The 23,732-nt window shown below is 53.2% G+C and carries 22 protein-coding genes; 13 read left to right on the top strand and 9 right to left on the bottom strand.

The genetic code is table 11. The features are described 5' to 3' along the window. Positions 1 to 11: 11 nt before the first annotated feature. The 4 genes from rnpA to mnmE all read left to right on the top strand — a co-directional run bounded on the left by rnpA (position 12) and on the right by mnmE (position 3,806). The gene (rnpA, locus tag CHH28_RS04390; protein WP_094059165.1) at positions 12 to 416 is read left to right on the top strand and encodes a ribonuclease P protein component; all 405 of its coding nucleotides are present in this window, start codon (positions 12 to 14) and stop codon (positions 414 to 416) included. Beyond that, positions 364 to 654: a membrane protein insertion efficiency factor YidD gene (yidD, locus tag CHH28_RS04385; RefSeq protein ID WP_094059164.1), complete on the top strand. Its 291-nt coding sequence runs from the start codon at positions 364 to 366 to the stop codon at positions 652 to 654. The genes rnpA and yidD overlap by 53 nt, the downstream gene beginning before the upstream one ends. Before the next feature lie 2 nt (positions 655 to 656). Then, positions 657 to 2,306, top strand: coding sequence for a membrane protein insertase YidC (yidC, locus tag CHH28_RS04380; RefSeq protein ID WP_094059163.1), 1,650 nt, complete (start codon positions 657 to 659; stop codon positions 2,304 to 2,306). Between the two features lie 102 nt (positions 2,307 to 2,408). Next, positions 2,409 to 3,806 (top strand): tRNA uridine-5-carboxymethylaminomethyl(34) synthesis GTPase MnmE, encoded by a 1,398-nt coding sequence (mnmE, locus tag CHH28_RS04375; protein WP_094059162.1) that lies wholly within the window; start codon positions 2,409 to 2,411, stop codon positions 3,804 to 3,806. Here the strand turns inward: mnmE and CHH28_RS04370 are convergent. From CHH28_RS04370 to CHH28_RS04355, 4 genes are all read right to left on the bottom strand, one after another. Beyond that, on the bottom strand, positions 3,765 to 4,538 hold the full coding sequence (locus CHH28_RS04370) for a substrate-binding periplasmic protein (RefSeq protein ID WP_094059161.1): 774 nt from the start codon (positions 4,536 to 4,538) through the stop codon (positions 3,765 to 3,767). The genes mnmE and CHH28_RS04370 overlap by 42 nt on opposite strands. A 73-nt stretch (positions 4,539 to 4,611) precedes the next feature. Then, a complete protein-coding gene (locus tag CHH28_RS04365; RefSeq protein ID WP_094059160.1) occupies positions 4,612 to 5,451 on the bottom strand; it encodes a metal-dependent hydrolase in 840 nt (279 codons plus the stop codon). Between the two features lie 86 nt (positions 5,452 to 5,537). Continuing rightward, on the bottom strand, positions 5,538 to 6,188 hold the full coding sequence (locus tag CHH28_RS04360; RefSeq protein ID WP_094059159.1) for a cupin domain-containing protein: 651 nt from the start codon (positions 6,186 to 6,188) through the stop codon (positions 5,538 to 5,540). After that, the gene (locus CHH28_RS04355) at positions 6,188 to 6,727 is read right to left on the bottom strand and encodes a TetR/AcrR family transcriptional regulator (protein ID WP_157729774.1); all 540 of its coding nucleotides are present in this window, start codon (positions 6,725 to 6,727) and stop codon (positions 6,188 to 6,190) included. Before CHH28_RS04355 ends, CHH28_RS04360 begins: the two co-directional genes overlap by 1 nt. Before the next feature lie 461 nt (positions 6,728 to 7,188). On the opposite strand from CHH28_RS04355, the gene CHH28_RS19825 reads away from it, so the two are divergent. From CHH28_RS19825 to CHH28_RS04340, 3 genes are all read left to right on the top strand, one after another. Continuing rightward, on the top strand, positions 7,189 to 8,118 hold the full coding sequence (locus CHH28_RS19825; protein ID WP_157729773.1) for a hypothetical protein: 930 nt from the start codon (positions 7,189 to 7,191) through the stop codon (positions 8,116 to 8,118). Between the two features lie 336 nt (positions 8,119 to 8,454). Continuing rightward, on the top strand, positions 8,455 to 10,353 hold the full coding sequence (gene mnmG / locus CHH28_RS04345; protein WP_094059157.1) for a tRNA uridine-5-carboxymethylaminomethyl(34) synthesis enzyme MnmG: 1,899 nt from the start codon (positions 8,455 to 8,457) through the stop codon (positions 10,351 to 10,353). 569 nt (positions 10,354 to 10,922) lie between these two features. Further along, positions 10,923 to 11,345, top strand: coding sequence for a hypothetical protein (locus CHH28_RS04340; RefSeq protein ID WP_094059156.1), 423 nt, complete (start codon positions 10,923 to 10,925; stop codon positions 11,343 to 11,345). A 356-nt stretch (positions 11,346 to 11,701) separates the two neighbouring features. Here CHH28_RS04340 and CHH28_RS04335 read toward each other — a convergent pair whose 3' ends face one another. After that, positions 11,702 to 12,850, bottom strand: coding sequence for a Fic family protein (locus CHH28_RS04335; RefSeq protein WP_094059155.1), 1,149 nt, complete (start codon positions 12,848 to 12,850; stop codon positions 11,702 to 11,704). A 1,177-nt stretch (positions 12,851 to 14,027) separates the two neighbouring features. Continuing rightward, positions 14,028 to 14,726 carry an ArsR/SmtB family transcription factor gene (locus CHH28_RS04330; RefSeq protein WP_094059154.1) on the bottom strand — a complete coding sequence of 233 codons (699 nt, stop codon included), beginning with the start codon at positions 14,724 to 14,726 and terminating at the stop codon, positions 14,028 to 14,030. A gap of 81 nt (positions 14,727 to 14,807) precedes the next feature. Between CHH28_RS04330 and CHH28_RS04325 the strand changes: the two genes are divergently transcribed. Together CHH28_RS04325 and CHH28_RS04320 are read left to right on the top strand one after the other, a co-directional pair. After that, positions 14,808 to 15,140, top strand: a complete 333-nt coding sequence (locus CHH28_RS04325) for an NIPSNAP family protein (RefSeq protein ID WP_094059153.1) — start codon at positions 14,808 to 14,810, stop codon at positions 15,138 to 15,140. Then, positions 15,137 to 15,457 (top strand): antibiotic biosynthesis monooxygenase family protein, encoded by a 321-nt coding sequence (locus CHH28_RS04320; RefSeq protein ID WP_094059152.1) that lies wholly within the window; start codon positions 15,137 to 15,139, stop codon positions 15,455 to 15,457. The genes CHH28_RS04325 and CHH28_RS04320 overlap by 4 nt, the downstream gene beginning before the upstream one ends. A gap of 116 nt (positions 15,458 to 15,573) precedes the next feature. Here CHH28_RS04320 and CHH28_RS04315 read toward each other — a convergent pair whose 3' ends face one another. Both CHH28_RS04315 and CHH28_RS04310 read right to left on the bottom strand, forming a co-directional pair. Then, a complete protein-coding gene (locus CHH28_RS04315) occupies positions 15,574 to 17,628 on the bottom strand; it encodes a TonB-dependent receptor (protein ID WP_094059151.1) in 2,055 nt (684 codons plus the stop codon). Positions 17,629 to 17,735: 107 nt separating this feature from the next. Next, the gene (locus CHH28_RS04310) at positions 17,736 to 18,647 is read right to left on the bottom strand and encodes a helix-turn-helix domain-containing protein (protein WP_157729772.1); all 912 of its coding nucleotides are present in this window, start codon (positions 18,645 to 18,647) and stop codon (positions 17,736 to 17,738) included. Between the two features lie 203 nt (positions 18,648 to 18,850). Between CHH28_RS04310 and CHH28_RS04305 the strand changes: the two genes are divergently transcribed. The 3 genes from CHH28_RS04305 to CHH28_RS04295 are packed head-to-tail and all read left to right on the top strand — an operon-like array spanning position 18,851 to position 21,051. After that, the gene (locus CHH28_RS04305; RefSeq protein ID WP_094059149.1) at positions 18,851 to 19,147 is read left to right on the top strand and encodes a hypothetical protein; all 297 of its coding nucleotides are present in this window, start codon (positions 18,851 to 18,853) and stop codon (positions 19,145 to 19,147) included. Then, the gene (locus CHH28_RS04300) at positions 19,140 to 19,454 is read left to right on the top strand and encodes a hypothetical protein (RefSeq protein ID WP_094059148.1); all 315 of its coding nucleotides are present in this window, start codon (positions 19,140 to 19,142) and stop codon (positions 19,452 to 19,454) included. Before CHH28_RS04305 ends, CHH28_RS04300 begins: the two co-directional genes overlap by 8 nt. A 7-nt stretch (positions 19,455 to 19,461) precedes the next feature. Next, positions 19,462 to 21,051 (top strand): PepSY-associated TM helix domain-containing protein, encoded by a 1,590-nt coding sequence (locus CHH28_RS04295; protein WP_094059147.1) that lies wholly within the window; start codon positions 19,462 to 19,464, stop codon positions 21,049 to 21,051. A gap of 30 nt (positions 21,052 to 21,081) precedes the next feature. On the opposite strand, the gene CHH28_RS04290 is transcribed toward CHH28_RS04295, so the two are convergent. Further along, complete coding sequence (locus CHH28_RS04290) at positions 21,082 to 21,987, bottom strand: LysR family transcriptional regulator (protein ID WP_094059146.1); 906 nt, start codon at positions 21,985 to 21,987, stop codon at positions 21,082 to 21,084. A 184-nt stretch (positions 21,988 to 22,171) separates the two neighbouring features. On the opposite strand from CHH28_RS04290, the gene CHH28_RS04285 reads away from it, so the two are divergent. Further along, the gene (locus CHH28_RS04285; protein WP_094059145.1) at positions 22,172 to 23,731 is read left to right on the top strand and encodes an NADH-quinone oxidoreductase subunit L; all 1,560 of its coding nucleotides are present in this window, start codon (positions 22,172 to 22,174) and stop codon (positions 23,729 to 23,731) included. The last annotated feature ends 1 nt before the right edge of the window (position 23,732 follow it).

Here is a 23,732-nt window from a genome sequence, read left to right as displayed (position 1 = left end):
GCCGCTGATCAATGCCTGATAACCAATTCTCTCGTCGCTCTCGGTTACTGAAGCCGGCAGAATTCAAACAGGTATTTGATCACACCGAATTGCGCGGCAGCACGCCTCACCTGCTGGTACTGGCGACTCACAACGAGCTTGGTCATCCACGCCTCGGTTTTGTGTTAGCCAAAAAACAGATCAAGCACGCTGTTGCTCGCAATCGGGTTCGCCGATTGGTGCGAGAGTCGTTTCGTCTGCATCAACACGATCTGCCTGCGGTGGATTTAGTGGTGCTGGGCCGAGGCAGCTTGGTAGCACTGGACAACCAGCAGATTCGTGAGATGATTGACGCCCTTTGGTTCCGATTGAAGCGTCCCACCCATGGCAAACGAGCTCCAGGCCAGCGAAAATCGCGCCCCAAGTCCGGTCGCTAATGGTTTGTTGCTGCTCATCCGCTTTTATCGCTACGCCATCAGTCCCCTGATTCCCAGTCGTTGTCGCTACTACCCCACATGTTCCAGTTACGCCGATGAAGCCATTCGCCGGTATGGATGGTGGAAAGGTGGGCGCTTAACGGCGAAACGCCTACTGCGTTGTCATCCGTGGGGCAACCACGGTTATGACCCAGTACCTGAGTCCGATTCCTCCAACTGTTGTCAACGGAAACCCTAATCATGGATATCCGCCGTCCGATCATATTTATTGGCTTGGCCATTTGTACGTACATGCTGATCCTGGCATGGAATGAAGACTATCCCAGTCAGCCTGAGCTGGCTCATGAACAAATTGCCGCAACTCCGTCATTGCAGCAGGAAACACCTGCCATCAGCGATGCCAGTGCCACGGGTGATGCGCCGGTGGTGGCCAGCGCAGCGCCGGATGTCGAGGCTGAGCAAAGCAGCGGAGAGTTGATTCAGGTGCAGACCGATGTGCTGACGCTGACCATCGACCCGCTCGGTGGCGAAGTGGCTGAAGTTCTGCTGCCTGCCTACCCGGCTTCGATTGAGCAAAAAGATGTGCCATTCGTATTGCTGGAGCGCAATAGCCGCCGTACCTATGTTGCGCAAAGCGGCCTGCTCGGCAAAGACGGCATCGACGCCAACGGACAAGCGCTGTTCTCCAGCGACGCCACGCGTTATGAGATGGACGCCGAGCAGAACACACTGCAAGTGGTGCTGACCCATACCAGCGACAAAGCGGTGGTGGAAAAAGTCTTCACCTTTACTCGCGGCGACTACCTGATCGATGTTGAATACCGTATCCGCAATACATCCGCTGAGACCTGGCAGGGTGTCTTTTATGCACAACTAAAACGTGATGGTTCAGGTGATCCGTCACAAAGCAGCCAGATGGGCATGCAGTCCTATTTGGGGGCAGCGCTGACCACATCCGAAAACAACTATGAAAAAGTTTCCTTCGACGACCTGGAAGACGGCGCTTACAAGCGCGTAGAAACCGGTGGTTGGGCTGCCATGTTGCAGCACTACTTCTTGTCGGCTTGGGTGCCAAATCAAGAGCAGTCGCACACCTACAACGGTCGTTTTGCCAATGGCAATTACCTGTTTGGTTTCTACAGCGAAGCCACACAAGTCGCACCGGGTGAAACTGGCACTGTGGGTGCTCAGCTGTACGTTGGTCCTAAGGATCAGAACCGTTTGGCAGAGATTGCAGAGCACCTAGACCTGACCATCGATTACGGCTGGTTGTGGTTTATCGCTCAGCCGCTGTTCTGGCTATTGAGCTTCTTCCATAGCCTGGTGGGTAACTGGGGTGTGGCGATTATCCTGCTGACCATCTGTATCAAAGCACTGTTCTTTAAGCCATCGGCGATGAGCTATCGCTCGATGGCCAACATGCGCAAAGTTGCACCAAAGATACAGGAGATGAGAGAAAGATACGGCGACAACCGCGAGAAGCTTGGTCAGGAAATGATGAAGCTGTACCGCGATGAAAAGGTCAACCCAATGGGTGGATGCTTGCCGATTCTGATTCAGATGCCGGTGTTCATCGCTCTGTACTGGGTACTGATGGAGTCGGTGGAACTGCGCCAGGCGCCGTTCTTCTTGTGGATTGAAGACATGTCGATCAAAGATCCGTACTTCATTTTGCCACTGATCATGGGCGCTTCCATGTTCTTTCAGATGAAACTGAACCCTGCGCCGCAAGATCCAATGCAAGCGCGAGTGATGCAGTTTATGCCGATTATCTTCACCATTTTCTTCCTCTGGTTCCCGGCGGGACTGGTACTGTACTGGGTGGTGAATAACATTCTGTCGATCGCGCAGCAGTACTACATCAATAAGCAAATCGACAAAGACGTTTAACGTCACTGGCCCTGCAACCGCAGGGCCAGCTCTCCCTTCCCTGCATCCCCATCTCTACTTGGTCTGCGCTACAATGGCGGCTTTTCAGCCTGTGGACCTGATATGACGAGCAACCTTCATCACGATTCCATTGCAGCCATCGCGACGGCTCCGGGGCGCGGCGGTGTCGGCATCATTCGCATCTCAGGGGCGCTGGCCTTAACCGTGGCCGATAAGGTGCTAGGACTTACTCCTAAGCCCAGGTACGCCCATTACGGCCCGTTTAAAGCGGTCAATGGTGAGGTTCTGGACGAAGGCATCGCCCTATTCTTTCCTGGGCCAAACTCCTTTACCGGCGAAGATGTACTTGAGCTGCAAGGCCATGGTGGCCCTTTGGTGCTGGATTTGCTGTTACAGCAGGTGGTGGCATTGGGCTGTCGGTTGGCGCGTCCGGGCGAGTTCTCGGAGCGGGCGTTCTTAAACGACAAGATGGATTTAGCCCAAGCCGAGGCCATCGCGGATCTGATCGACTCAGCCTCAGAGCAAGCCGCGCGGTGTGCCTTGCGTTCGTTGCAAGGTGAGTTTTCACAACGTATCCACAGCTTATTGGAGCAGTTGATTCACCTGCGTGTGTACGTTGAAGCGGCGATTGATTTTCCCGAAGAAGAGATCGACTTCCTGTCTGACGGTAAGGTTGAAGCCATGCTGGCAGAGGTCGAAGCTGCGCTGGCTTCGGTGTTGCGCGAAGCCAATCAGGGTTCGCTGCTGCGTGAAGGCATGAATGTGGTGATTGCTGGCCGTCCTAACGCCGGCAAATCATCGCTGTTGAACGCACTGGCCGGACAAGAGCGCGCCATTGTCACTGACATCGCCGGTACCACCCGCGATGTATTGAAAGAACATATCCACATCGATGGCATGCCGCTGCACATTATCGACACCGCAGGCCTTCGCGACGCACCGGACGAAGTGGAACGTATCGGTATCGAGCGCGCTTGGGCGGAAATAGAGCAAGCCGATCGGGTGTTGTTAGTGGTGGACAGCAGCAGCGACGAAACTGAGCCGTTGACGTTGCTGCATGCCCTGTACGATGGTCAGCAGCAGTCCAATGAACTGGCCGATACGCTGTGGAACTCCGGTCGCCTGACGGTGATTCGCAATAAGGCCGATTTAGTAGGTTTGCAACCGGCTCTGTCGAGCGAGAACGACATGCCGACCTTGGCGTTGTCGGCCAAATTGCAGCAAGGTGTGGATATCTTACGGGATCACCTGAAAACCGTGATGGGCTTTGACGCCGCCGCAGAAGGCGGCTTTCTGGCGCGCCGTCGCCATATTGATGCGTTGTTGCGTGCAAACGCAGCGCTGCAAGCCGGTCGTGAACAGCTGCAAGGCATGGCAGCGGGTGAACTGCTGGCTGAGGACCTGCGCATGGCTCAGCAGGCGCTCAACGAAATTACCGGCGAGTTCAGCGCCGATGACCTATTGGGCGAGATTTTCGGCAGTTTCTGTATTGGAAAATGAAACCTGCTCTGGCTGCAGATACTGATCGACAATCTGTTGATAACGGCCAGTGGCCCGCAATTGCTGCAGACCGCGATCAAAATCATCACGCCAGGAACGCTGACGAAACGCCATTTGGTAGTGGATGGGTTCGAACAGCGGAAAGATATCCACAGCCTGATTGGTGCGAACCCGCTGCTCTTGTTGGCGATAATAGTGAAAGATGTTGTGGTCGAGCACGATAACGTCGACCCGCTCGCCGTACAGCATGGTGATCTGCGCCGACTGGCGCGCTATTTCTTGATAATCCGGCGATTGTTTCACGCTGTTGCGAAACTCCGCGCCCAAATAGCGATGCGCGTTCTGAAACGCCAGTACGCTGTAGCTGGCCAGCTGTGACACGCTGTGTAGCACCAGCTGACGTTTGCTCAGCGCCACAGCAACATTGCGATAAGTAATATAGGGCGTGGACAAAAACGCTGAGTTATCCACCGTTTGCGCCGTCACAGTGATCGCCGCATCGACCTGCTGCTCGCGCAGCAACTCAGGAACGCGGCGAAACGGCGCATACACTGGGGTGATGGTGTGTCCTTGGGTAGCCAGCGCTTCGCGCACGATATCGAGCTCAAAACCACGGTTTTGCTCAGAGATCACATAGGGCGGCAATGCCAGGCCGACAGCAACCTGGAGTGATTTTGCGCCACAGGGAATGGCCAATAGGCTTAAGAACAGCCTGGTGAGCCAGCATTTCATAGCATGTCCTCAGTGCGACAGGCACTGAGGTTCAGTTTAGATGATGGCCGTCAGGCGCAAGCGCAGTGACGTTTCAGACAGGTTTGTAGGCTTGTGCTTCGGCTTCCCATTGGCCCAGCAGCGCACGATTGTCGTGATCCCAAGGGTGAAAATCGCGGCGAAAATAATCCAGGTAATCACGCCATATTTTCCGCACCATACCGGGTTTTAGAAAATAGAACTGAAACCCTCGCCACCAAGTTTTTGGGTTAAATAACTCACCGTCTTTCCACAAAAATATCAGCTGGTACAAGGTGGTACGCAAGCAAAACATAATGGTGATATTAATCATGGTAATGACCCGCAGCCAATAACTGCCTACCGCTTGTTGGTACACATCGTAGGCGACGGCTTTGTGCTCTGTTTCTTCGATCGCGTGCCAACGCCACATTTGTTTAAATTGCGGATGCATGCCTTCCGTTGCTTGTGGGTCGGTCAACACTTGGTGCGCCATAATGGCAGTAAAATGCTCCAATGCGCAGGTGATCGCCAAACGGTGTGATTTAGGTACCCACTTTTTCATCCATACTTTTTCGGCTTTTTCGATTTTATTAATTCGATCAATGGGATACCCCCATTTTTTCAAATAATCGTTGTATTGCGCATGTTCATGACCGTGAATCGCTTCTTGTTTAATAAATCCTTTTATTTGTTCCAGCAAGCGAGGGTCAGAAATTTTGTTCTGATGCGCGCGCACTGCGTCCATAAACATGCGCTCGCCTTCGGGAAATAAACAAGACAGTGCATTCATATAAGTTGAGCGAAAGGCGTCGTCCGCGAACCAGTGACGGGGTATGTCATCCAGCTCAAATTCAAAATCCATTTTGCGGCCGGGAATATCGATGCTGGCGCTGATTTCCTGAGCGGTTGTCATAGTGTCACCTGTAGAGCGTGTACGAAAGTGATAAACACTCTAGCCCTGCGGTGGCTTTTCCAACAGGTGAACAACTGACAGATTAATTAGCTTTGCTCAGCGGCGGATGTCGCGCATTCACCCGTCAGTTTCAACAGCACACGAGTGACAGCGGTAGCGGTGATTTGCTGCAACTGGTCAACGCTCAGGCGTAACCAGCTGAGCGCTGGGCAACTCTGACCACCAAGGCTCACGTCGCCGGTTATGACCAACAGCTCGGCACGTTGAAATAGGTGAGCGTCAGGCAAGTCACCAGGCAAGGTCAGCAACCAGGTTTGCTCACTGGCAAATTGGTGAAGTAACTGCTGCGCGCTGCCTTGGTCTTGCTGGCGTACCCATTGATCATCACCGACCGCAAACTGATTGAGTTTGACGAAAATCAAACAGCCGTCTGTGGAAAACGGCGCATGCTGACTGCCAGGAGGGTTGCGCAAATAGCTGCCAGCTGGAAAATCACCGCCTTCATCGCTGAAGGTGCCCTGCAATACCAGGATTTCCTCACCTTGTGGATGGCGGTGCGGCGGAAACTGCGCCGCGGCCAGGTAACGCACCAGGCTGGTGACCTGACCGTGCTCGGGCGCTTCGCGCTCCAATGGCCAACGCTCAATCGGCGCTTGCGGCGCACGCAGCCACTGTTGCTCGCCGGGTCGAACGATGGCGGACTGGGCTCGGTCCATGCGCAGTGGCTGAAACGTCATTACAAGCTGCTGAGCGTCGTTAGCCAGGCTTTGGTCGCTTGCAGGCGCTGTTGCTCTTGCTCGCCACGATCCAACAGCAAGGAGCCCTCCAAGGCGCTCACCACCACTTTGGCCAACTCATCGCGCGGTAATGCCAGTAAGCGTGCGTTTGCCAAGGTGTCGCTGACCCAGTGCTGCAGCTCGTCGAAAAACGCCTGGCTGGCTTGGCGGTGCTCGTCGTTCAAACTGTCGATACCGGCTGCATACGCCTGACACAAACACTGCATTTGTTTTGCATGGCTGTCGCAAAACACATCGGCCAGTGTGGATAACCGCTGCCTGGGGCTGCTGATCTCGCTGCAGCGCTGGCTCAAATCGGCAAAGAAGTCGCGGTGATAATCCTTCACCAGCTCCAATAACAGCGCATCCCGGCTCTTGAAGTGGTAATGCACGGAGCTGGACTTGATACCCGCCGCCTTACCCAACTCCCGAAAACTCGCTGCTGCCAGCGTTTTATGACGAATCTGTTGCGTAGCAATGACTTTCAGTTGATCGCGCATTTCCGACATCCGGCATTCTCCCTGCGGACAGTTATTAGGCTAACAGATGTTAGTTATGCACGCGGTCACCCAGAATGCAACCTCTGCATATGACCATTTGTTAAAAACAATTGCACAGAAATATCCACAGCTTGTGCTGGATGTAACCAGAGGTAGGCCAGTAAAGGATACAGCGCCGCGGCCGATGAGTATGCTTAAGGAACCTCTGAATAATTCGGTGCCCGCTCTAGCCAGCTACAGCAAAGATCGGCGACAACAAGCTGGAGTTCGCAGACGTTGCCCGAAGGGCGCGGGCAGTCGGCCTTCAACACGTCGTTGGCGCTGTTGAAAAGGGCTGGCCACTTTCTGCCACCGCAGCCTAGTTCTGAACGCCTGCTGCAATCGCGCAGAGCTGTGAGAGTTATTTAAAGGTTCCCTAACACCAATGTTAGCGATGACTCAGCTGTATGGAGGAATAAGGCGTGCGCAAGCAAACTGCATGGCTGGCGATGCCACTGGTGCTGTTAACAGGCTGCCTGGCGGCACCAGATGACGACGATGACGTCACCAACGATCAAGGCGAACCGGTGACTATTAATACACAGGCTCTCAATGGCTTTTGGGATGGAGCCTTCGACGGCGACAGCGGCCTACGCGTGCTAGTGTACAACGGTAACGCCTATGGCGTGGATGCCAGTCGCGGCTATTACGGCAGCGTCAGTTTCGATCAGCTCACACAAACGGCGCAGATGGCGCTGCAATCCTATGCCTTGAATACCGGCTCTGAAGCCGAAGCAGAGCAACTGTTGGCCGATGGCAGTAATCAGGACTACGACTTTGACCTGCAGCTGGCGTCTGTGGCGGCGGTTGATGATAGCTTGGTCGGCGCCTTTGCTGTGAATAACTCCACCAGCGGTCGTGTGCAGTTAACGGAAGATACGACTTGGACCAATAACAGCTCCATCAGCCGCATTACCCCGGTGGGTAAGTGGACGGCTGAGGGCTATGAGCTGTTTATCACCCGCAGCTCGCCGACCACAGCCACCTTTACCGGCCTCGGGATAGCCACAGGCAACAGTGGCTGTAACTTTCGCGGCACGTTATCCACACTGAACACCAGTTTTAACCTCTATCAAGTGCAACTGTCGCAACGTCAAAGCTGCGCCGGTGACGATGTGGATAACACAACCCCAATGACCGGTTATGCAGGCGTAAATGCCAGCGGTGAACTGGAGTTTTACTTGCGCGATGACAGCCGTTTGCTGTTTATGACCTTCGCGGCCCCGTCGACGGACGGCGGCACAAACGGCGGCACAGACGGCGGCACAGACGGCGGCACAGACGGCGGCACAGACGGCGGCACAGATGGCGGCACAGATGGCGGCACGGATGATGGCACCGATGCTACCTAAGTTGTTAGTAAAGCTGTGAAAAGTGTGCAAAAAACCCGGGAATATCCCGGGTTTTTTTATGGTCATGGCTGGGAAAAGTCCATGAACAACCATTTTACTCACACTTGTCCACTTACTTATTCCATTTATAACCTACTGAATTTATTGGGAAAAATGGAATTTGGTGGACTGTGTGTACAACAGATTGCACAGGGATAAATCGATTGTGGATAATGTTGATAATTCATCTGTACAAAATATGCTCAATACTATGCCCGTTTTGCGGTTTCGCTGTTATAATGCGCGCCCTTTTGCGGCCTTGCGGTAAGGCCTCGGTTATATTTTTTGAGGTGAGTGGTGGATTATCCGGTTCGTTATGATGTGATTGTGGTCGGCGGTGGACACGCAGGTACCGAAGCTGCGCTGGCAGCGGCGCGTGCTGGCAGTAAAACCCTGTTACTCACTCACAACACGGATACCGTCGGGGTGATGTCCTGTAATCCGGCCATCGGTGGCATTGGTAAAAGCCACCTGGTGAAAGAAATTGATGCTCTGGGAGGCGCCATGGCGCGGGCCACGGACAAAGCAGGCATTCAGTTTCGTACCCTGAACAGCCGTAAAGGCCCAGCGGTTCGCGCTACACGAGCGCAAGCCGACCGCGCCTTGTACCGCGCCGCCATTCGCCAGATTGTGGAAAACCAGCCCAACCTCGATATTTTTCAGGCCGCTTGTGACGACTTGATCGTTGCCGGCGACGGTATCGGCAGCACCGTGCAAGGTGTTGTGACCAACACCGGCATGCGCATCTTTGCTACCAGCGTGGTGTTAACCACAGGTACCTTCCTGGGTGGAGTTATCCACATCGGTATGGAAAACCACAAAGGCGGCCGTGCCGGTGACCCGCCGTCGATTGCCTTGGCTGAGCGTTTACGGGCGATGCCGTTTAATGTTGGCCGGTTAAAAACCGGTACTCCTGCGCGCATTGACCGTCGCAGTGTCGATTTTTCGGTCATGCAAGAGCAGCCAGGTGATACACCGCTGCCAGTGATGTCCTTTATGGGCTCGGTGGATGAGCACCCAGAGCAGGTGAGCTGCTACATCACCCATACCAATGAGCAAACCCATGACGTGATCCGCAATAACCTCGACCGCTCGCCTATGTATGCTGGTGTGATCGAAGGTGTTGGCCCACGCTACTGCCCGTCGATTGAAGACAAGGTGATGCGCTTTGCCGATAAAGACAGCCATCAGGTATTTGTTGAGCCAGAGGGCTTAACCAGCAATGAGCTGTACCCCAACGGCATATCCACGTCATTGCCATTTGATGTGCAATTACAGCTTATCCACAGCATGCGTGGCTTTGAAAATGCCCATATCACGCGCCCTGGCTATGCCATCGAGTATGACTTTTTTGATCCTCGTGATCTGCGCCATAGCTTGGAAACCAAGTTTATCCACAACCTGTATTTTGCCGGCCAAATTAACGGCACCACAGGTTATGAAGAAGCCGGTGCGCAAGGCCTGCTGGCCGGTGTGAATGCCGCCCTGCGCGCCCAAGAAAAAGACATTTGGGTGCCGCGCCGCGACCAATCTTACATAGGTGTACTGGTCGACGACCTTATCACCATGGGCACCAAAGAGCCCTATCGCATGTTTACCAGCCGCGCGGAATACCGCTTAGTGCTGCGTGAAGACAATGCCGATTTGCGCCTGACTGAAATCGGCCGTGAGCTGGGCTTGGTCGACGATCAGCGCTGGGCGGCCTTTAATGCCAAGCGTGATGCCATTGAAGCGGAAAGCCAGCGCCTGAAAACCAGCTGGGTGCAACCCAACACCGAAGCTGCCAAGCAGCTAGAAGCGTTGGGTGAAGCTGCTATTAGCCACGAGTACAATCTGCACGATTTGCTCAAGCGACCAAAGCTCACTTATGCCGATGTCGCCGGCCTTAAAGGCGAACCTGTGGATAACCCACAAGTGGCGGAGCAGGTCGAGATTCAAGCCAAATACGACGGCTATATTGCCCGTCAGCTGGAAGAAATTGAGCAGCTGCGCCGCTATGAAAACACCGCCCTGCCAGAGGATCTCGACTATGAGGCCATTGGCGGCTTATCCAATGAAGTAAAACAAAAGCTTAACCAGGTACGCCCAGCGACTCTGGGCGTGGCATCACGTATCTCCGGCATTACCCCGGCCGCCATCAGCCAGATTCTGATTCATCTGAAAAAGAATAAGCTTGCTAGCCAGATGACGGCTTAATCGCCTCGCCTGCATTGTTGCGGTTTCTCTAGCGCGTTATTCACAAAGTGGAATATTGCGCTAGGGGCTGGCTGATTGATTCGCCCGGCTGCGCTCGGGCTTAATCAGTTAAGGCTACGCGCCCCGGGGGACCGCACCCCTTAACAATCCCCTCCCGGCCGAGATGGCGTTTATCCGTTGGCCTGCTTAGGCCGATTGGGCGTAGCGACGGAGGGGATTATTTAAAGGCTACGACGGGGCATAGAAGTGGTTAGTTTTCTGTACACAAGGGAATTTGGAGTGGGTGTTCGGGTTATTGCCGAACCTCCTGTGTTTAGGTTACGAGAAAATTCTACTTTTGACCGCTGTTATTTTTCGGAGGGATTACTATGGGAAAGGAGTTGACCAGACGTGAGGCATGTGCCAAGACCATTATATGTCCTAACACTGGAGTAGCAGTTATATGTCCTTAATTTATCTAAGGAAGAGGAGGAGTCATGTCCTGCGGATATTGTAACTGGTTTTTGTCACCTACAGCTTGGGTAATAACGTGCTACTTGTTGTTTATGTCGTTACACAGGGAATACGATATGTGGCGCATGTCTCCAGCAGATATTGAGAAGGCTAATATAGTATGTGGCCTGTACTCGGGGGAAGGCTATCGCAAGCGCTATAAAGGGTCTGGGGATCATTATCATATTGTTGATTATGATAAATATGACTTTGTGATGGGTGCTCGGCAGCGCCTTCCTGAGCGTCTACAGAGATTAGTCGGAAAAGATGTATGCTTCATCTATTATGATGGTCTTTTCTCCATGTCATCTACGCCGTATTTATTCGATATTGAAGTCGACGGTAAGTTATTTCTAGGGCGAGATGCTGCGATTGAGGAATATATGTCATACGGAGAGGATATCCGTGCTTATGTTTATCTTTATCCTCTAGGAGTGATGTTGATTATGCAAGTTTTGTGTTTGTTTTGTCGTGTAAGGAATGATGATATCAGATCGTAAGTTGTCGCAGATGATTGGCAGGAAACTACTGAAAAATAGAAAACTGGTCCCCTGCCTTCCAATATGGTAGCGCTTTTCAAGTAATTCCCCGTTTTTACCTGACGCTAAAGGTCAAAGCTAGGCTGCCATATTCTTATGGCATGCCAGCCAGAATGCAGATCTAACCTATGGGCTATTAAGCCATTTTCCGCGTCGTCCAGGCCAACAATCAATAATACAATCAACAATATAATAAAAAAGACAGTCATGATAAGAAAGCTAGCCGACAGCGATCTCTAACTCTACCGGCTAGGCTGTAAGCAAACCTCACTTGCTCGGAATCTGTCACTGGTTATCACAGAATTTTGAACAACCTCCTAGCTCTTGTTATTTAAAAAGTACCTCATCCCCCGGCCAACGCCTTCGGACTTTATGCAGTCTTTAGCGAGTAAATCGCCTAAGTCTCGGGTGGCGGTTGCTTTGGAGCATTTACCCAAAGCCGCGTATTTTCGTGCACTAACACCGTTGGGAAATCCTTCTTTCCCTGCCTTAAATATTTTATTCAAGACTGTTTTCTGGCGCTCTGATAATTCCGTATTTCTGTGTCGCTGCCAAAACTCGGTCTTTGCAAATATTGTTGCTATCTTTTCTGCAGCTCTTTGTTGAGCTGCGATCAGGGTTTCAATAAACCAGCTAAGCCAGCAAGTGATATCCAGCATCTCGGGGTTAGCTAACTCTGAAGCATCACAACAACTCGCCACATTCAATTGGCGGTAGTATTCTTTTTTGTTTTCTTCGATATGCGTCGACAGGCTAAACGTAACAGGCATGCCCAAATCTTGTGCCAGCGCATATTCGATGATGGCGCGGCCGATCCGACCATTGCCGTCATCAAATGGGTGGATGACTTCAAACCACAGGTGAGCGATACCGGCGCGGATCACCCCAGGTATTTGTTGGTTATCTTGCCGATTGAACCAGCTCAGAAAGTCCGTCATTAAAGCATCAAGGTCTTGGGCGGCGGGTGCTTGATAGTGCACACGTTCATAACCAACCGGCCCAGAAACGATTTGCATGGGCTCCGGGCTGTCGCGCCACTGCCCGACGGTCAATTCGCTGTGCAGAATATTGTCTTCAAATCCGGCCAGCACCATGCGGTGCCAGTTGCATAGCACCTCTTTGCTAAGTGGCTGATTGAAGTGCTGACGTACATCCACCAGCAGCGCTGCCATTCCCTCTGCTTTAGCGTCAGCGACGTGGATGGGAGTCGGGGTTAGATTCAGATAGTTCTGTAGTGATGAGCGTACACTGGCCGGATTCAGGTTCTCACCTTCAATCAGGCTGGTGCTTATCGCCTCGTCCACCATCAAATTCAGCTGAGCGGCTATGGAGTCATCCTGATTGGTTTGCGACAGACTGCCGGCAAGCAGAGCAGCTTTTTTGGCGTATTGGTAGGCAAGCGCAGACAGCTTTGCGCCATCGTAGTGAAAGTTGGGCCAGTGTTGGTGTTGCCAAATGTAGCTCATGGGCTGTCCAGTGCCTTGTTTATGGTGCTATGAGCCGCAAACTTCCTATTTGCGGCTCATAATTGTTGGCCATATGAGCCGTAACGGCAAGTTTTTCGGTTCAATGTAGACTTTAGAGCCCTCTGACGATCCAGAGCGAGCACCGAATCATTCAGAGGTGCCTTACCCTACGCCGCAGATCTGCTTCTTGCCCGTTGCTCACACGGCTGGCTCAGCGCCGCCGGCATGCAGATCTGCAGAACCTGCTCTATTCCCCCAGTGGTTACGTGCGGTTGCTAATCGCCGTCAACAGTTCGATTAACACCGGCTGTGCAAACTGCCTGGGCACGAGTAGCTCATGGGCTGTCCAGTGCCTTGTTTATGGTGCTATGAGCCGCAAACTTCCTATTTGCGGCTCATAATTGTTGGCCATATGAGCCGTAACGGCAAGTTTTTCGGTTCAATGTAGACTTTAGAGCCCTCTGGCGATCCAGAGCGAGCACCGAATTATTCAGAAGTGCCCTACCCTACGCCGCAGATCTGCTTCTTGCCCGTTGCTCACACGGCTGGCTCAGCGCCGCAGTCATGCGATTTACAGCACTTGCTCTATTCCCCAGTGGCTATGCGCTGCTGCCAATCGTCGTTAACAGCTCGGTTAATACCGGCAGTGCGAACTGCCCGGGCACGGAAAAGTTTGTGTGCACATCCGGCACTAGCAGGCCGCTGCCGATTTCGTAATGAACAATTTAAATAACAAGGTAATTGGGATGGGAAAATTGTCTGGTAGCGATTTCTAAGTCCACCGGCTGGACTGCAAGCAAATCCCTCTCACTGGGAATCTGTCACTTCCAAGCCGCGCTAGGAACTCGTCTCTGGAAGCCACACCTTATTATCGTTACGTCTCACGCTGTGTGCGGTGTGCGTTTTTATGCGGCTCTGATCAGGAAGGACGTAGCTTAGAGCATCGCCGAGGCTGGGTGAGTCATTGCTGTTAGAACAAGCACAAGTTTTTTATGAATATTGCGCCCTATGCGGTAATGCCGAACCATTCTTATGTGGTGTTGCAAGTCGCGCAGGATCAAGCTGATAGCTGATCTGTGCACGAAGTAGTCGAACGCTGGCACCGGCAGTTTAAAGGCAATGCTTTTACTCACGGTTATCTGTTAGGCGAATAATAATCTCAATCAGGTCTAAAACATCATTTCTCAGTATTGCCTGTAAACGCAATACCATAGGTTTTTGCAAAGAGGTTGCCGCGGATTTTATCTAGCATAAGTGCCCGAGAGTCCGGTACTCTTTGCAGCCACCCCCGCTCAAGTGCATCAGTTAAAATCCACTGTCCCAGGCTACCTGCCAAGTGGTTACGTCGCTCACTCCAGTCCAGGCAAGATTTACAGATCGGGCGCTTTTTTTTCCTAAGCGTGTGAATACAGACACCTAGCTGCTCAAAAAAATCAGCCCCATCCGGGGTCAGCAGGGTCTCGACTTGCTTGTCCTCGATGTAGTTAGCCTCAGCCAGCGCGTCATAAAGCTGTATTCCCAGCTCACCTGCAATATGGTCATAACAGACGCGCGCTTGTCGTAAGTAGGGGTCCGCTGGCCCTGTGTGTGTTTTCAGAGTTATTTCACTGCTGAGCGTCAGCAACTGCTCAATTAATCCTGCAACCCTCTGATTTTTTAGTTGGAAGTATTTGTGCCGACCTTGTTTTCTGACCGACAGCAGCGAGCCTTCAACCAACTTCGCCAAATGGCTGCTGGCCGTCTGTGCGGTTATGTCCGCTTCCAGTGACAGTTCCGTTGCAGTCAGAGCTTTACCCGACATCAGAGCGGTGAGCATACGGGCTCTGGCGGGTTCGCCAATTAAGCTGGCAATCAGGGTGATATCGGGTTCGTGCATAGGAATAGTTCGATGCAGGCCGAAGCATAGGGATTGAGTTGTCTGCATAGTGCCCAAAGACGCTAAAGGAGACAATGCACTATGATCACTTGTTTTATCGAATATCAGTTAGACCCGAGCAAATTGGCGCTGTTTGAGCAATATGCTCGCAACTGGGGGGAGATCATCCCAAGGTGTGGAGGAGAGCTGATTGGCTACTTCTTGCCACACGAAGGCACCAATTTTGTGGCTTACGGTTTGATCAATTTTGCCAGCCTGGCCGAGTACGAAGCGTATCGGGTTCGACTTAAGGCAGACCAGCAAGGTCGGGATAATTTTAACTTTGCCCTTCAAGAGCGGTTTATTTTGCAGGAAAAACGCAGCTTTCTATCCTGTGTTCCGCACACTTTTTTGCAGGGAGTGAACGTGCAGTGATAGCCGTTATTTTTGAAGCGTCCCCGCATAAGGAAAAGCGACAGGTTTATCTGGATATTGCGGCAGAGCTTAAATCCAAGCTACAAGAGATCGACGGATGCATATCCATTGAAAGGTATCAAAGTCTGAGCGATTCTGATCGGTTATTGTCACTGTCGTTCTGGCGGGATGAAGCTGCGGTGCAGCAATGGCGGACGCAGGAAGAGCACCGAGCAGCCCAGCAACAGGGGCGCGAGCACATCTTTGAGCATTATCGCATTCGGGTGGCCGAGGTGGCGCGCGATTATGGCAGCCATGATCGGGAACAGGTGCCTTAGCCTACCGCCATCGCCCGTTAGCCCAACGCCATCTCCCGTTTAACAGTACCAGCGTTTTACCCGCTGTGGATAAAACGCTGGTGAAGTCGCTAGCAAGCTAGTGGTAATAAGCGTGACTAAAAGGTGTAGGTCACCGATGCGCCTATCGTGCGCGGGTCAACAATGGAAGCGTATGGCTCTGTGCCGCGCTCTGGTGAACCCGGGTCGTTGACGGTACGTGCTTGTTCGTCCGCTAGGTTATTCACAAACGCATGCAATAACCAATCGCCCTGCTCGTAGGACATTTGCAGGTTGGCAATCACATAATCCCCAGCTTGGCGTGCTTTGGTATTTTGAATATCACCAAAGTATTCGCTCACATACCGGGCTGACACATCCACGCTTATGGCATGGGTGAACCAATAACGGCTGCCGATATTGGCGGTAAAGCCGGGCGCTGAGTCCAAGCGGTTATCGTCGGCTTCGTTGTAATCGCTGCCGCCATCGAGGATTTTGGTTTCCAGTAAGCCAAGGCCAGAACGCAGCTCCAAGTCGCTGCCTAATAAGGCATTCACTTCCATTTCCAGGCCGTAGGTGTGGGCACTGTCGACATTGATGATGCGACGCTGGCTGTTGGATGCCTGGTAACCTGAATAACGGTTGTAAAACAGGTTGGCATTAATATTCAGTGTATTGTCGAGCAGGCTCGAGCGAGCACTCAACTCATGGGAGTACACCGACTCCTCGTCGAAGTAATAATATTCATAGGTGCGATAATCGAGCGCGCCACCGCCTTGGTTGTAACCCTTGCGACTGCTGGCGGCCAAGGTTGTGGACTCGTCCAGCTGATATTTCAGCACCAGTTTGGGCAAATAGATGGTTTTGTCACGATCCAGCTCTGCACTCTGTTGCATGGCACGAAACTCACGCTGTTGCTCTTCCTTGGCACCGCGAAGGCCCAGCAGCACACTGACGTTATCGCTCAGGCCAGTTTCAACCTCGCTATAAAAGGCGCTCGACGATGACTGATCATCGCCTGCGTATTCCAGCAACCCTCCGTGGCTATCAAATGTTTGTTCCCGGTCGGAATAGGCTAAGCCGACAAACCCTTTAATACGGCTGTCTGGCAAATCAAATCTGACTTTGGCATCGACGCTGCTGTCGTCTTCGTCCAGGCGCACCTCAGCCTGATCGTCAGGGTTGACATCGTAGGTGTCGAAACCCCACTGAAAGTCGGTCACCGCTGCGAGCAACTCAAATGACAACGCAGAGCTAAATTGATAGTCGACTTTGACGCTGGTGGTATCGGCTTGTGTGTCCATATAGCGCTGAGTGAGCGAAATGTAATCCCACGGGTCATCACCGGAGAAAAACTCGCGTCCGGTATCGCCTTGTTCTTGGGCGCTACTGTGGCTCAACAGCACCGATACAGCATCGTCTGCGGCCGGTTTCCACAGTAACTTGCCGCGCAGTTTTTGTGTTTTTAGCTCATTAAGGTCAAAGTCGGCTTGATGCGTAGGATACTTGGTCCCTTGGTTGTAGGTGTCGCCGTCCAGTCGCTGTGCGGTGAGCCTAAAGGCCAGGGTATCGTCCAATAACGGCCCGCTGGCCATCACCGACGTATCGATCAGCTGATCTTGATTCCTGGCGCCCAAGCGCGCTTTGGCTTGCCAGTCGAAACTGGGGTCGTTGGTTTTAATATAAATACTGCCGCCGATGCTGCTGCGGCCGTTATTGGTGGATTGCGGTCCACGAAATACTTCGATTTGCTCGATATCCCACAGGCCGGTGTCGCCGGTGAGGTCAGCAACAAAGGGCACGGCCACGCCATCGACCAAGCGCGATACCCGCGCTTTGGCACCGCCGGTAAAGGAGTTAAAGCCTGTGGCTGATCCATTGCCCGACACACCACGAATATTCGGCTTAGAGCCAGAGGCCACCACCACATTGGGAATCTCTGCCACTGCGCTGCTGATGCTGACATGCTTCATGCTGTTAAGCTCATCTTCGCCAATCACGGAGACAGATGAGGTGGTGTCCTTGATGGAGCGTTCAGTCTTTTCACCCACCACGGTAACCACTTCCAGCATCGGCTGCTGTGCCATCGCTGATGGCGCCAGTAGCGATGCGGCAATGGCTGCGGGTAATAAAGCCAGTGTGCTGGGGATGGGAGCTTTAACGGATTGGTTCATGTCGCCTCTCATGTTCTGACGTTTAACAGTCTGCTTCGAAAGAAGGCGGCGACGGTACCACAGGACGGGATTAACTCAAATGAGAGGCATTATCGTTTGCTGCGTGGTTAGGACGTCGATTGAGTCCCTTTGCAGTCGCGCTTAATCGCGCTGGGCAGGCAACCAAATTCGGCGCGAAAGGCATCGCTAAAGCTTTGCAAATGGGTGTAGTCCGCTATTTGCGCGGCTTCCAAAACAGAAGCCCCTGCCCGCAAAGCCGAATGCCCACGCTGCAATTGCAGTTGGCGCCGGTAATTACCGAGGGTAATGCCATGGCGCTTTTTAAATACTCTTTGTATGGTGGTGGCATTGCTGTGGCACTGATGCGCAATCTGTTTTATGGACAGTTTATGGCTGCTGTCCATCGACAAAATCACATCGATTTTATCGGCGATTTGAGTCAGTCGTTCATTGCTGTTGCGGCTGCGATTGGGTAGTACCAACTGTATGACTTCGTGAATTAAGCTCAAGCAGGTGTATTCCTGTTGCAATGGCTTTAGCTCAAAAAACGTCTCACTGCAGATATGAGCCAGTTGGCGCTCGATTAATGGCGTTGTGCCAAAATAAAACGGTCGTAAATTCTCGCTAATGAGTTCGTTAATGGCGGATAAATCATCGCTGCTTAGGGCGTTATCCAGCCATCTTTTGGTAAGAAAAATCACCAATTCTTTTTTGTTTCTTTCAACATTAAATTGCTTGTAGCCCAGTGAATTTTCCAGCACCGGAAATAAGGCTGCAGAAAATTGCGAGTTGCTATCAAAGCAAATTTCTTGATGGCCAATGCGAATATGGGTGGCGCCCTGAAAGGCAAACACCATGCGGATACCGGTTTCAAACGCCATGCTCAATTTCTGGCTTTTGGCGATGGATAAATCCTCGTATTTAAGTGACAAGCCGGGTCGCAAACGCAATAAGCACAAGCGGCCGCTGGAGTCCGGCAGGGGGTCTTGCACCATCAATAAGCGTTGTTTGTCTGTCACGGTCCTGCTCTGTTTGTCACTGATTGCATTCAACACCATCATCGGCCAATTGCTCGCCGCTGGGGCTTTGCGCAGATGTGCATTTTGACCGTAGATAACGTGCACTTTTACCATACATAATCATTAGTGCAAATCATTATCATTGAATAAAAGGAGGCCAACTCCAGTTCTCCATTGTCTAGATCAAGCCACTTGGGTTCATCATGCTCATCAATACTCATCTTTTACTCACCCTGGCGACTTCGGCCGCTGTGCTGCTGTTTTATCTGAGCCATCGCAATCAAGTCGTGCTGCATACGCCCCTCAGCCGCAGCGTGTTTAACGCCAGTGTGTTGCTGCTGTTGGTGTTGTTTGGCATCGCTGCCAGTCAGGGCATCAGCACCAGCATCTATTGGTGCTCACAGCTGATGATGCAGGCATTCCTGCTACCGGCGCTGCTGTACCTCGCCAAGCGCAGCCAAGCACGCCTCACGGGCGTTGGGAGCGAGCAGCATGACTGAGCGTTCTGCCAACACTCGGCGCCAGCACTCACGCCAACCTTCGCAGTGGTGGGCAAAAACCAGCGTTGGCTTACTGGGTGGGCTGCTGCTGGCTTACGGCGTGGTGACCTTATTTGCCTGGTATGGGCCGGGCGGCCTGCATGATGGCGCCAAGGTGCAGTTCAACATGTGGATGGTGACGCCCATCTGGCTGACCGTTTTTAGCCTGAGCTATTTATTTGACCGTGCGCAGACGGCTGCCAAGGTATTGGGCGCGGCCAATGGTATGTGTTGGGGGCTGTTTATTGCCCTACGTGTGATGGGGTGACAGAGCGATGAAAATCCGTAGCGAGATTGTTAGAACCTACCAAGCGATTCACAGTTGGACGGGCATCAGCACTGGGTTGCTGTTGTTTATCTGTTTTTTTGCCGGCGCATTAACCATGTTCCAGAGCGATATCCAGCGCTGGGCAGATGCCGGCATACATCAAGTTGGTGGCGATGCGCCTACCGAAGTGGCTGAGTTGGACGCGCTATTGCGACAGACCATCCGCCAGCACCAAGACAGCATGGACAGTATCAGTGTCGCTTTGCAGGGCGAGGGTCCACTATTGAGCTGGCACCAAGGAAGGCCTGAACTGGGCAGTGCGACAGAGCTGCACTACGCCAGTCTCAACGATGGCGAGGTTGAGTATTACGCAGCGCACAGCAATCAGTTGGCGAAACTGATTGATGAGTTGCATCGCACTGCAGGCATTGCGGGCGAGCTGGGTCACGAACATTTGGGCGTATACGTAATGGGCGTCGCGGCCATCGCCTATTTCTTGGCGTTGGTGTCGGGTGTGATTTTTCTATTGCCGACTCTAGCGCGCAGTTTTTTGGCATTGCGGCACAATAAAGGGCGTTTTCGTTTTTTACTCGACACGCACAATTTAGTCGGTGTGGTGAGCCTGCCATTTCACATCATTATTGCGTTTACCGTGGTGGTTTTTGCCTTTCACGATCAGTTTTACGCCGGGTTAAGTGCGGTCTACGACGACCGGCCGCTGTTTGAGCACGGCCAGCCCGACGCAGCGCCGTATGCCATCGAACAGTTGCCGCCGCTGACGGAATTCATAGCCGTCGCCGGGCAACAGATGCCGGATTACCAGCTGCACGGCATACACTTTTCTGGACTCGGCACGCTGCGCCCGTCGGCGCGGCTGGAGCTGGTCAACAACGATCGCATGATGATCAACCCGGTGGGCGACATTCTGATGTTGCATCCGTTTACCCTGCAGGTCACTTACAGCACCAACCCGACTGGTGCAGAAGGCATTTGGGGGCGCGTCGTCAGCAGCTTTTTCTCGCTACATTTTGGTAGCTACGGCGGCGAGTGGACGCGCTGGGTGTATTTTATTCTGGGCTTGGGCGGCGCGTATCTGTTTTACAGTGGCAACCTGCTGTGGCTGGAAAAACGACGGCAGCAAAAAAAGTCGTCGCCGCGTGTGTTAAGCAATATGACGGCCCTCACCTTGGGCGTCTGCTACGGCTGCATGGCCGGTATCGCCAGTGCCATGGTGATTGGTCGCTTGTGGCCACTGCTGCCAGGCACCGACGGCAGCCAAATTAATGCAGTTTATATCGGCAGTTATTATTTAGTGTTTGCTGGCTGCGTGCTGTGGGCATTTTGGCGCCGCGCCGCCAGGGCTGTGGTGGAATTAAAACGTTTTTGCGCGGCGACCTTTGCTGCCATTGCCTTGGTGTCATGGAGCGCTGGGTTGCTGCCTGTGGGCGTCTTGGCACAGATAAGCAGTGGGTCGGGTTGGGTGTTGGAGCTGCTGGCACTGGCGTTTGCCGTTGTACTGTTGCTGTCCGCCAATCATACCCGGCGCAGCAATCAGTTTGCTTACTGCTGGCGCCAGGCTAAATTGAGCGGTGGCTAGCTTGCCGCATTGGTTCATCTGCCGTTTTAGTCAGTCGGATTGGCCGCTGTGCTCTGCAATCAGTGGCTGCCGGTTCAGCAACTCCGTGAGTACCGGCGCCACAAACTGGCGCTTAATGGTCACGGCGTAAAAGTTTTCATGCACGTTGGGCAAAGTCATAAAACTCACCAGTGTGCCGCTGGCGATTTCATCGCGAACTACCACCTCTGGCAACAGCGCTAAGGCGCCGCTGTCACGGGCCAACAAGCGTAGCATTGCCATGTCGTCGGCTTCGGCGAGCACATCGGGCTCAAACTGATACAAACTGCAAAAGCCATCAAAGGCGGCGCGCAGCTCGGTTTGTGCGGTGGGCAACACCCAACGCATCTGTTGATAACCTTGTGGAAAATCTGTTTCAGGTTTGAGAGCTGGCGGCCCAACAATGGCCAGCGGTTGGTGGTCTAAGCGCTGGCTTTGCCATTGCTGATCGCCGCTGACCGGCACCTGTGCATTGGTCAGCACCAAATCAAATTGATGGCGTGCCAGGCCATCGAGCAGATTGGTCATGCCTCGCGCGTGCAGGCTGAAACGCACATTGGGTTTGTGAATCAGCGGCGATACAAAGTGCTCAATGAAGTTACGCGACATGGTCGACAACATGCCAATGCGCAGTTGTTGATATTCTGGCTGCACCCCTCGGCGCACCAAGGACTCCAACTCTTCACCCTTGCGAAAAATATCCTCCGCATAAGTAAGCACTCGCTTACCTTCTGAGGTCAGGTTTAGCTGACGACCGCGGCGCTCAAACAGCTCCACCTCCATGTTTTGCTCGAGCTGGCGAATCTGTGACGATAGAGCCGATTGTGAGACGTGCAATTGCTGCGCGGTGCGGGTGAGATTGCCGCTGCGCGCCACCTGCCAGAAGTAATACAAATGGTGATAGTTCAAACGGCTCATCACACCCTCCAGGGTCGTCTCGAGGCCTGATGGCCCGGTTGTCGTTGATCATAAAGGCGCTTTCTGAAAAAGCCTTCATTCACTTAAAAAGAACGAAAACTTAATTTATATCTATTTTACTCATGCAATCTACGCCCGGATACTGAAACCGTCTAAAAAACGATCACTCTATCCGGGAGGCATCATGGACTGGGTACTCACACATTCGATCACCACCCTGCTGCTGTTGGCGATACCGGCGTTATTTGTTGTCGGTGCGCTGCAGAGCCGTGGTCAGCGTGGACGCTGCTTCTTACCGGTTAGTACGCCCATTGCGGCGCTGGTATTGGTCGCCGTGCTAACACTGGCCTACATCGCTGGTGCGCAGCCTTTGGCATTGCTGCAGCTGCAGCCATTAACCCTGGTGATGCTGGCACTGATTAGTTTGCTGGCGCTGGTCATCATGCGCTTTTCGCAGCGTTACATGGACGGCGAAGCCAACGCCTGGCGTTACGCCCAGTGGCTGCAGTTGACGCTGGCAGCGGTCATGCTGGTGATCATCAGCAATCATTTGGCGCTGATGTGGCTCGGTTGGGTACTGATCAGCCTGGCATTGCATAACTTATTGATGTTTTACCCCGAACGGCCACGTGCAGCGCTCGGGGCACACAAAAAATTCCTGTTGGCGCGGCTGGCAGAAAGCTGCTTATTGGTCGCGTTTGTACTGCTGTATCAGGTACACGGCAGCGCCTATCTGTCTGACATTGTCGCCGCATATGGCTCAGCACCCGCGCTGACCATCAGTGAGCAGGTCGCTATGCTGCTGATCGCCACCACGGCGCTGATCAAATGCGCGCAGTTGCCTGTGCACGGCTGGCTGATGCAAGTGGTCGAGGCACCCACTCCGGTGTCGGCATTGCTGCACGCTGGGGTGATTAACCTCGGTGGTTTCCTGTTGATCAGCTTTGCACCGCTGCTGCTGCTGGCTCAGCCTGCGCAGTGGTTGTTGTTGCTGGTGGCGGGTATCAGCACGGTGCTGGCAGCGCTAATCATGGCCACGCGCATCAGCGTTAAGGTGAGGCTGGCTTGGTCGACCAGCGCGCAAATGGGCCTGATGCTGGTGGAGTGTGCGTTGGGTCTGTTTGAACTGGCGTTGCTGCATCTGGTGGCACACTCACTGTACAAGGCGTACGCCTTTCTCAATGCCGGTTCTGCCGTACAACAGTATCTGTTGCAACAGTGGCTGCCACAGCGCGGAGCCCACTGCGCCAACTGGACCCTAGCTGCAGCGATCAGCCTGCCGTTGGTGGCATTGGCTGCTTGGTGGGTGGCGCCGCAAGGCCCGTTCAGCCCCTGGTTGTTGCTGGGCTTGGCACTGACGGTGCTGCTGGCGCGTCGCGATCAGGTCAGCTTGGGCAGCTGGAGTGTGCTGGCGGTGGTGTTATTGGCCGCTTACAGCCTGCTAAAAATGACCAGTGCCAGCCTGCTGCCTGACTATCAGATACACGTCTCGCTATGGAACGACGCTTGGGTCGCCCTGCTGGTGCTGTCGTTGTTTGCCCTGCGCAGCTGGCTCAGCAGCAGCCGCAGTGAGGCTGCACAGCGCTTCAACCTCTACCTGTACGCTGGTTTTTACCTCGACGAATGGTTTACCCGCACGACTTTGCGCCTGTGGCCAGCACGCATTCCTAAGCGTGCCAACGCCAAACGCCATGTGGTGAAACCGTCTTTGACCAACGCCAATAACGCCACTAACGCCAAATAAG

The sequence above is a fragment of the Bacterioplanes sanyensis genome, from assembly GCF_002237535.1.
Taxonomy (GTDB): domain Bacteria; phylum Pseudomonadota; class Gammaproteobacteria; order Pseudomonadales; family Oceanobacteraceae; genus Bacterioplanes; species Bacterioplanes sanyensis_A.
Note: the sequence above shows the minus strand (reverse complement) of the source record. Positions and strands in the feature narration are given on the sequence as shown.

Excerpts from the sequence above, each read along its gene's own strand:
- rnpA (WP_094059165.1), top strand. The coding sequence starts at position 12 with ATGCCTGATAACCAATTCTCTCGTCGCTCTCGGTTACTGAAGCCGGCA.
- yidD (WP_094059164.1), top strand. The coding sequence starts at position 364 with ATGGCAAACGAGCTCCAGGCCAGCGAAAATCGCGCCCCAAGTCCGGTC.
- yidC (WP_094059163.1), top strand. The coding sequence starts at position 657 with ATGGATATCCGCCGTCCGATCATATTTATTGGCTTGGCCATTTGTACG.
- mnmE (WP_094059162.1), top strand. The coding sequence starts at position 2,409 with ATGACGAGCAACCTTCATCACGATTCCATTGCAGCCATCGCGACGGCT.
- CHH28_RS04370 (WP_094059161.1), bottom strand. The coding sequence starts at position 4,538 with ATGAAATGCTGGCTCACCAGGCTGTTCTTAAGCCTATTGGCCATTCCC.
- CHH28_RS04365 (WP_094059160.1), bottom strand. The coding sequence starts at position 5,451 with ATGACAACCGCTCAGGAAATCAGCGCCAGCATCGATATTCCCGGCCGC.
- CHH28_RS04360 (WP_094059159.1), bottom strand. The coding sequence starts at position 6,188 with ATGACGTTTCAGCCACTGCGCATGGACCGAGCCCAGTCCGCCATCGTT.
- CHH28_RS04355 (WP_157729774.1), bottom strand. The coding sequence starts at position 6,727 with ATGCGCGATCAACTGAAAGTCATTGCTACGCAACAGATTCGTCATAAA.
- CHH28_RS04340 (WP_094059156.1), top strand. The coding sequence starts at position 10,923 with ATGTGGCGCATGTCTCCAGCAGATATTGAGAAGGCTAATATAGTATGT.
- CHH28_RS04335 (WP_094059155.1), bottom strand. The coding sequence starts at position 12,850 with ATGAGCTACATTTGGCAACACCAACACTGGCCCAACTTTCACTACGAT.
- CHH28_RS04330 (WP_094059154.1), bottom strand. The coding sequence starts at position 14,726 with ATGCACGAACCCGATATCACCCTGATTGCCAGCTTAATTGGCGAACCC.
- CHH28_RS04325 (WP_094059153.1), top strand. The coding sequence starts at position 14,808 with ATGATCACTTGTTTTATCGAATATCAGTTAGACCCGAGCAAATTGGCG.
- CHH28_RS04315 (WP_094059151.1), bottom strand. The coding sequence starts at position 17,628 with ATGAACCAATCCGTTAAAGCTCCCATCCCCAGCACACTGGCTTTATTA.
- CHH28_RS04305 (WP_094059149.1), top strand. The coding sequence starts at position 18,851 with ATGCTCATCAATACTCATCTTTTACTCACCCTGGCGACTTCGGCCGCT.
- CHH28_RS04300 (WP_094059148.1), top strand. The coding sequence starts at position 19,140 with ATGACTGAGCGTTCTGCCAACACTCGGCGCCAGCACTCACGCCAACCT.
- CHH28_RS04295 (WP_094059147.1), top strand. The coding sequence starts at position 19,462 with ATGAAAATCCGTAGCGAGATTGTTAGAACCTACCAAGCGATTCACAGT.
- CHH28_RS04290 (WP_094059146.1), bottom strand. The coding sequence starts at position 21,987 with ATGAGCCGTTTGAACTATCACCATTTGTATTACTTCTGGCAGGTGGCG.
- CHH28_RS04285 (WP_094059145.1), top strand. The coding sequence starts at position 22,172 with ATGGACTGGGTACTCACACATTCGATCACCACCCTGCTGCTGTTGGCG.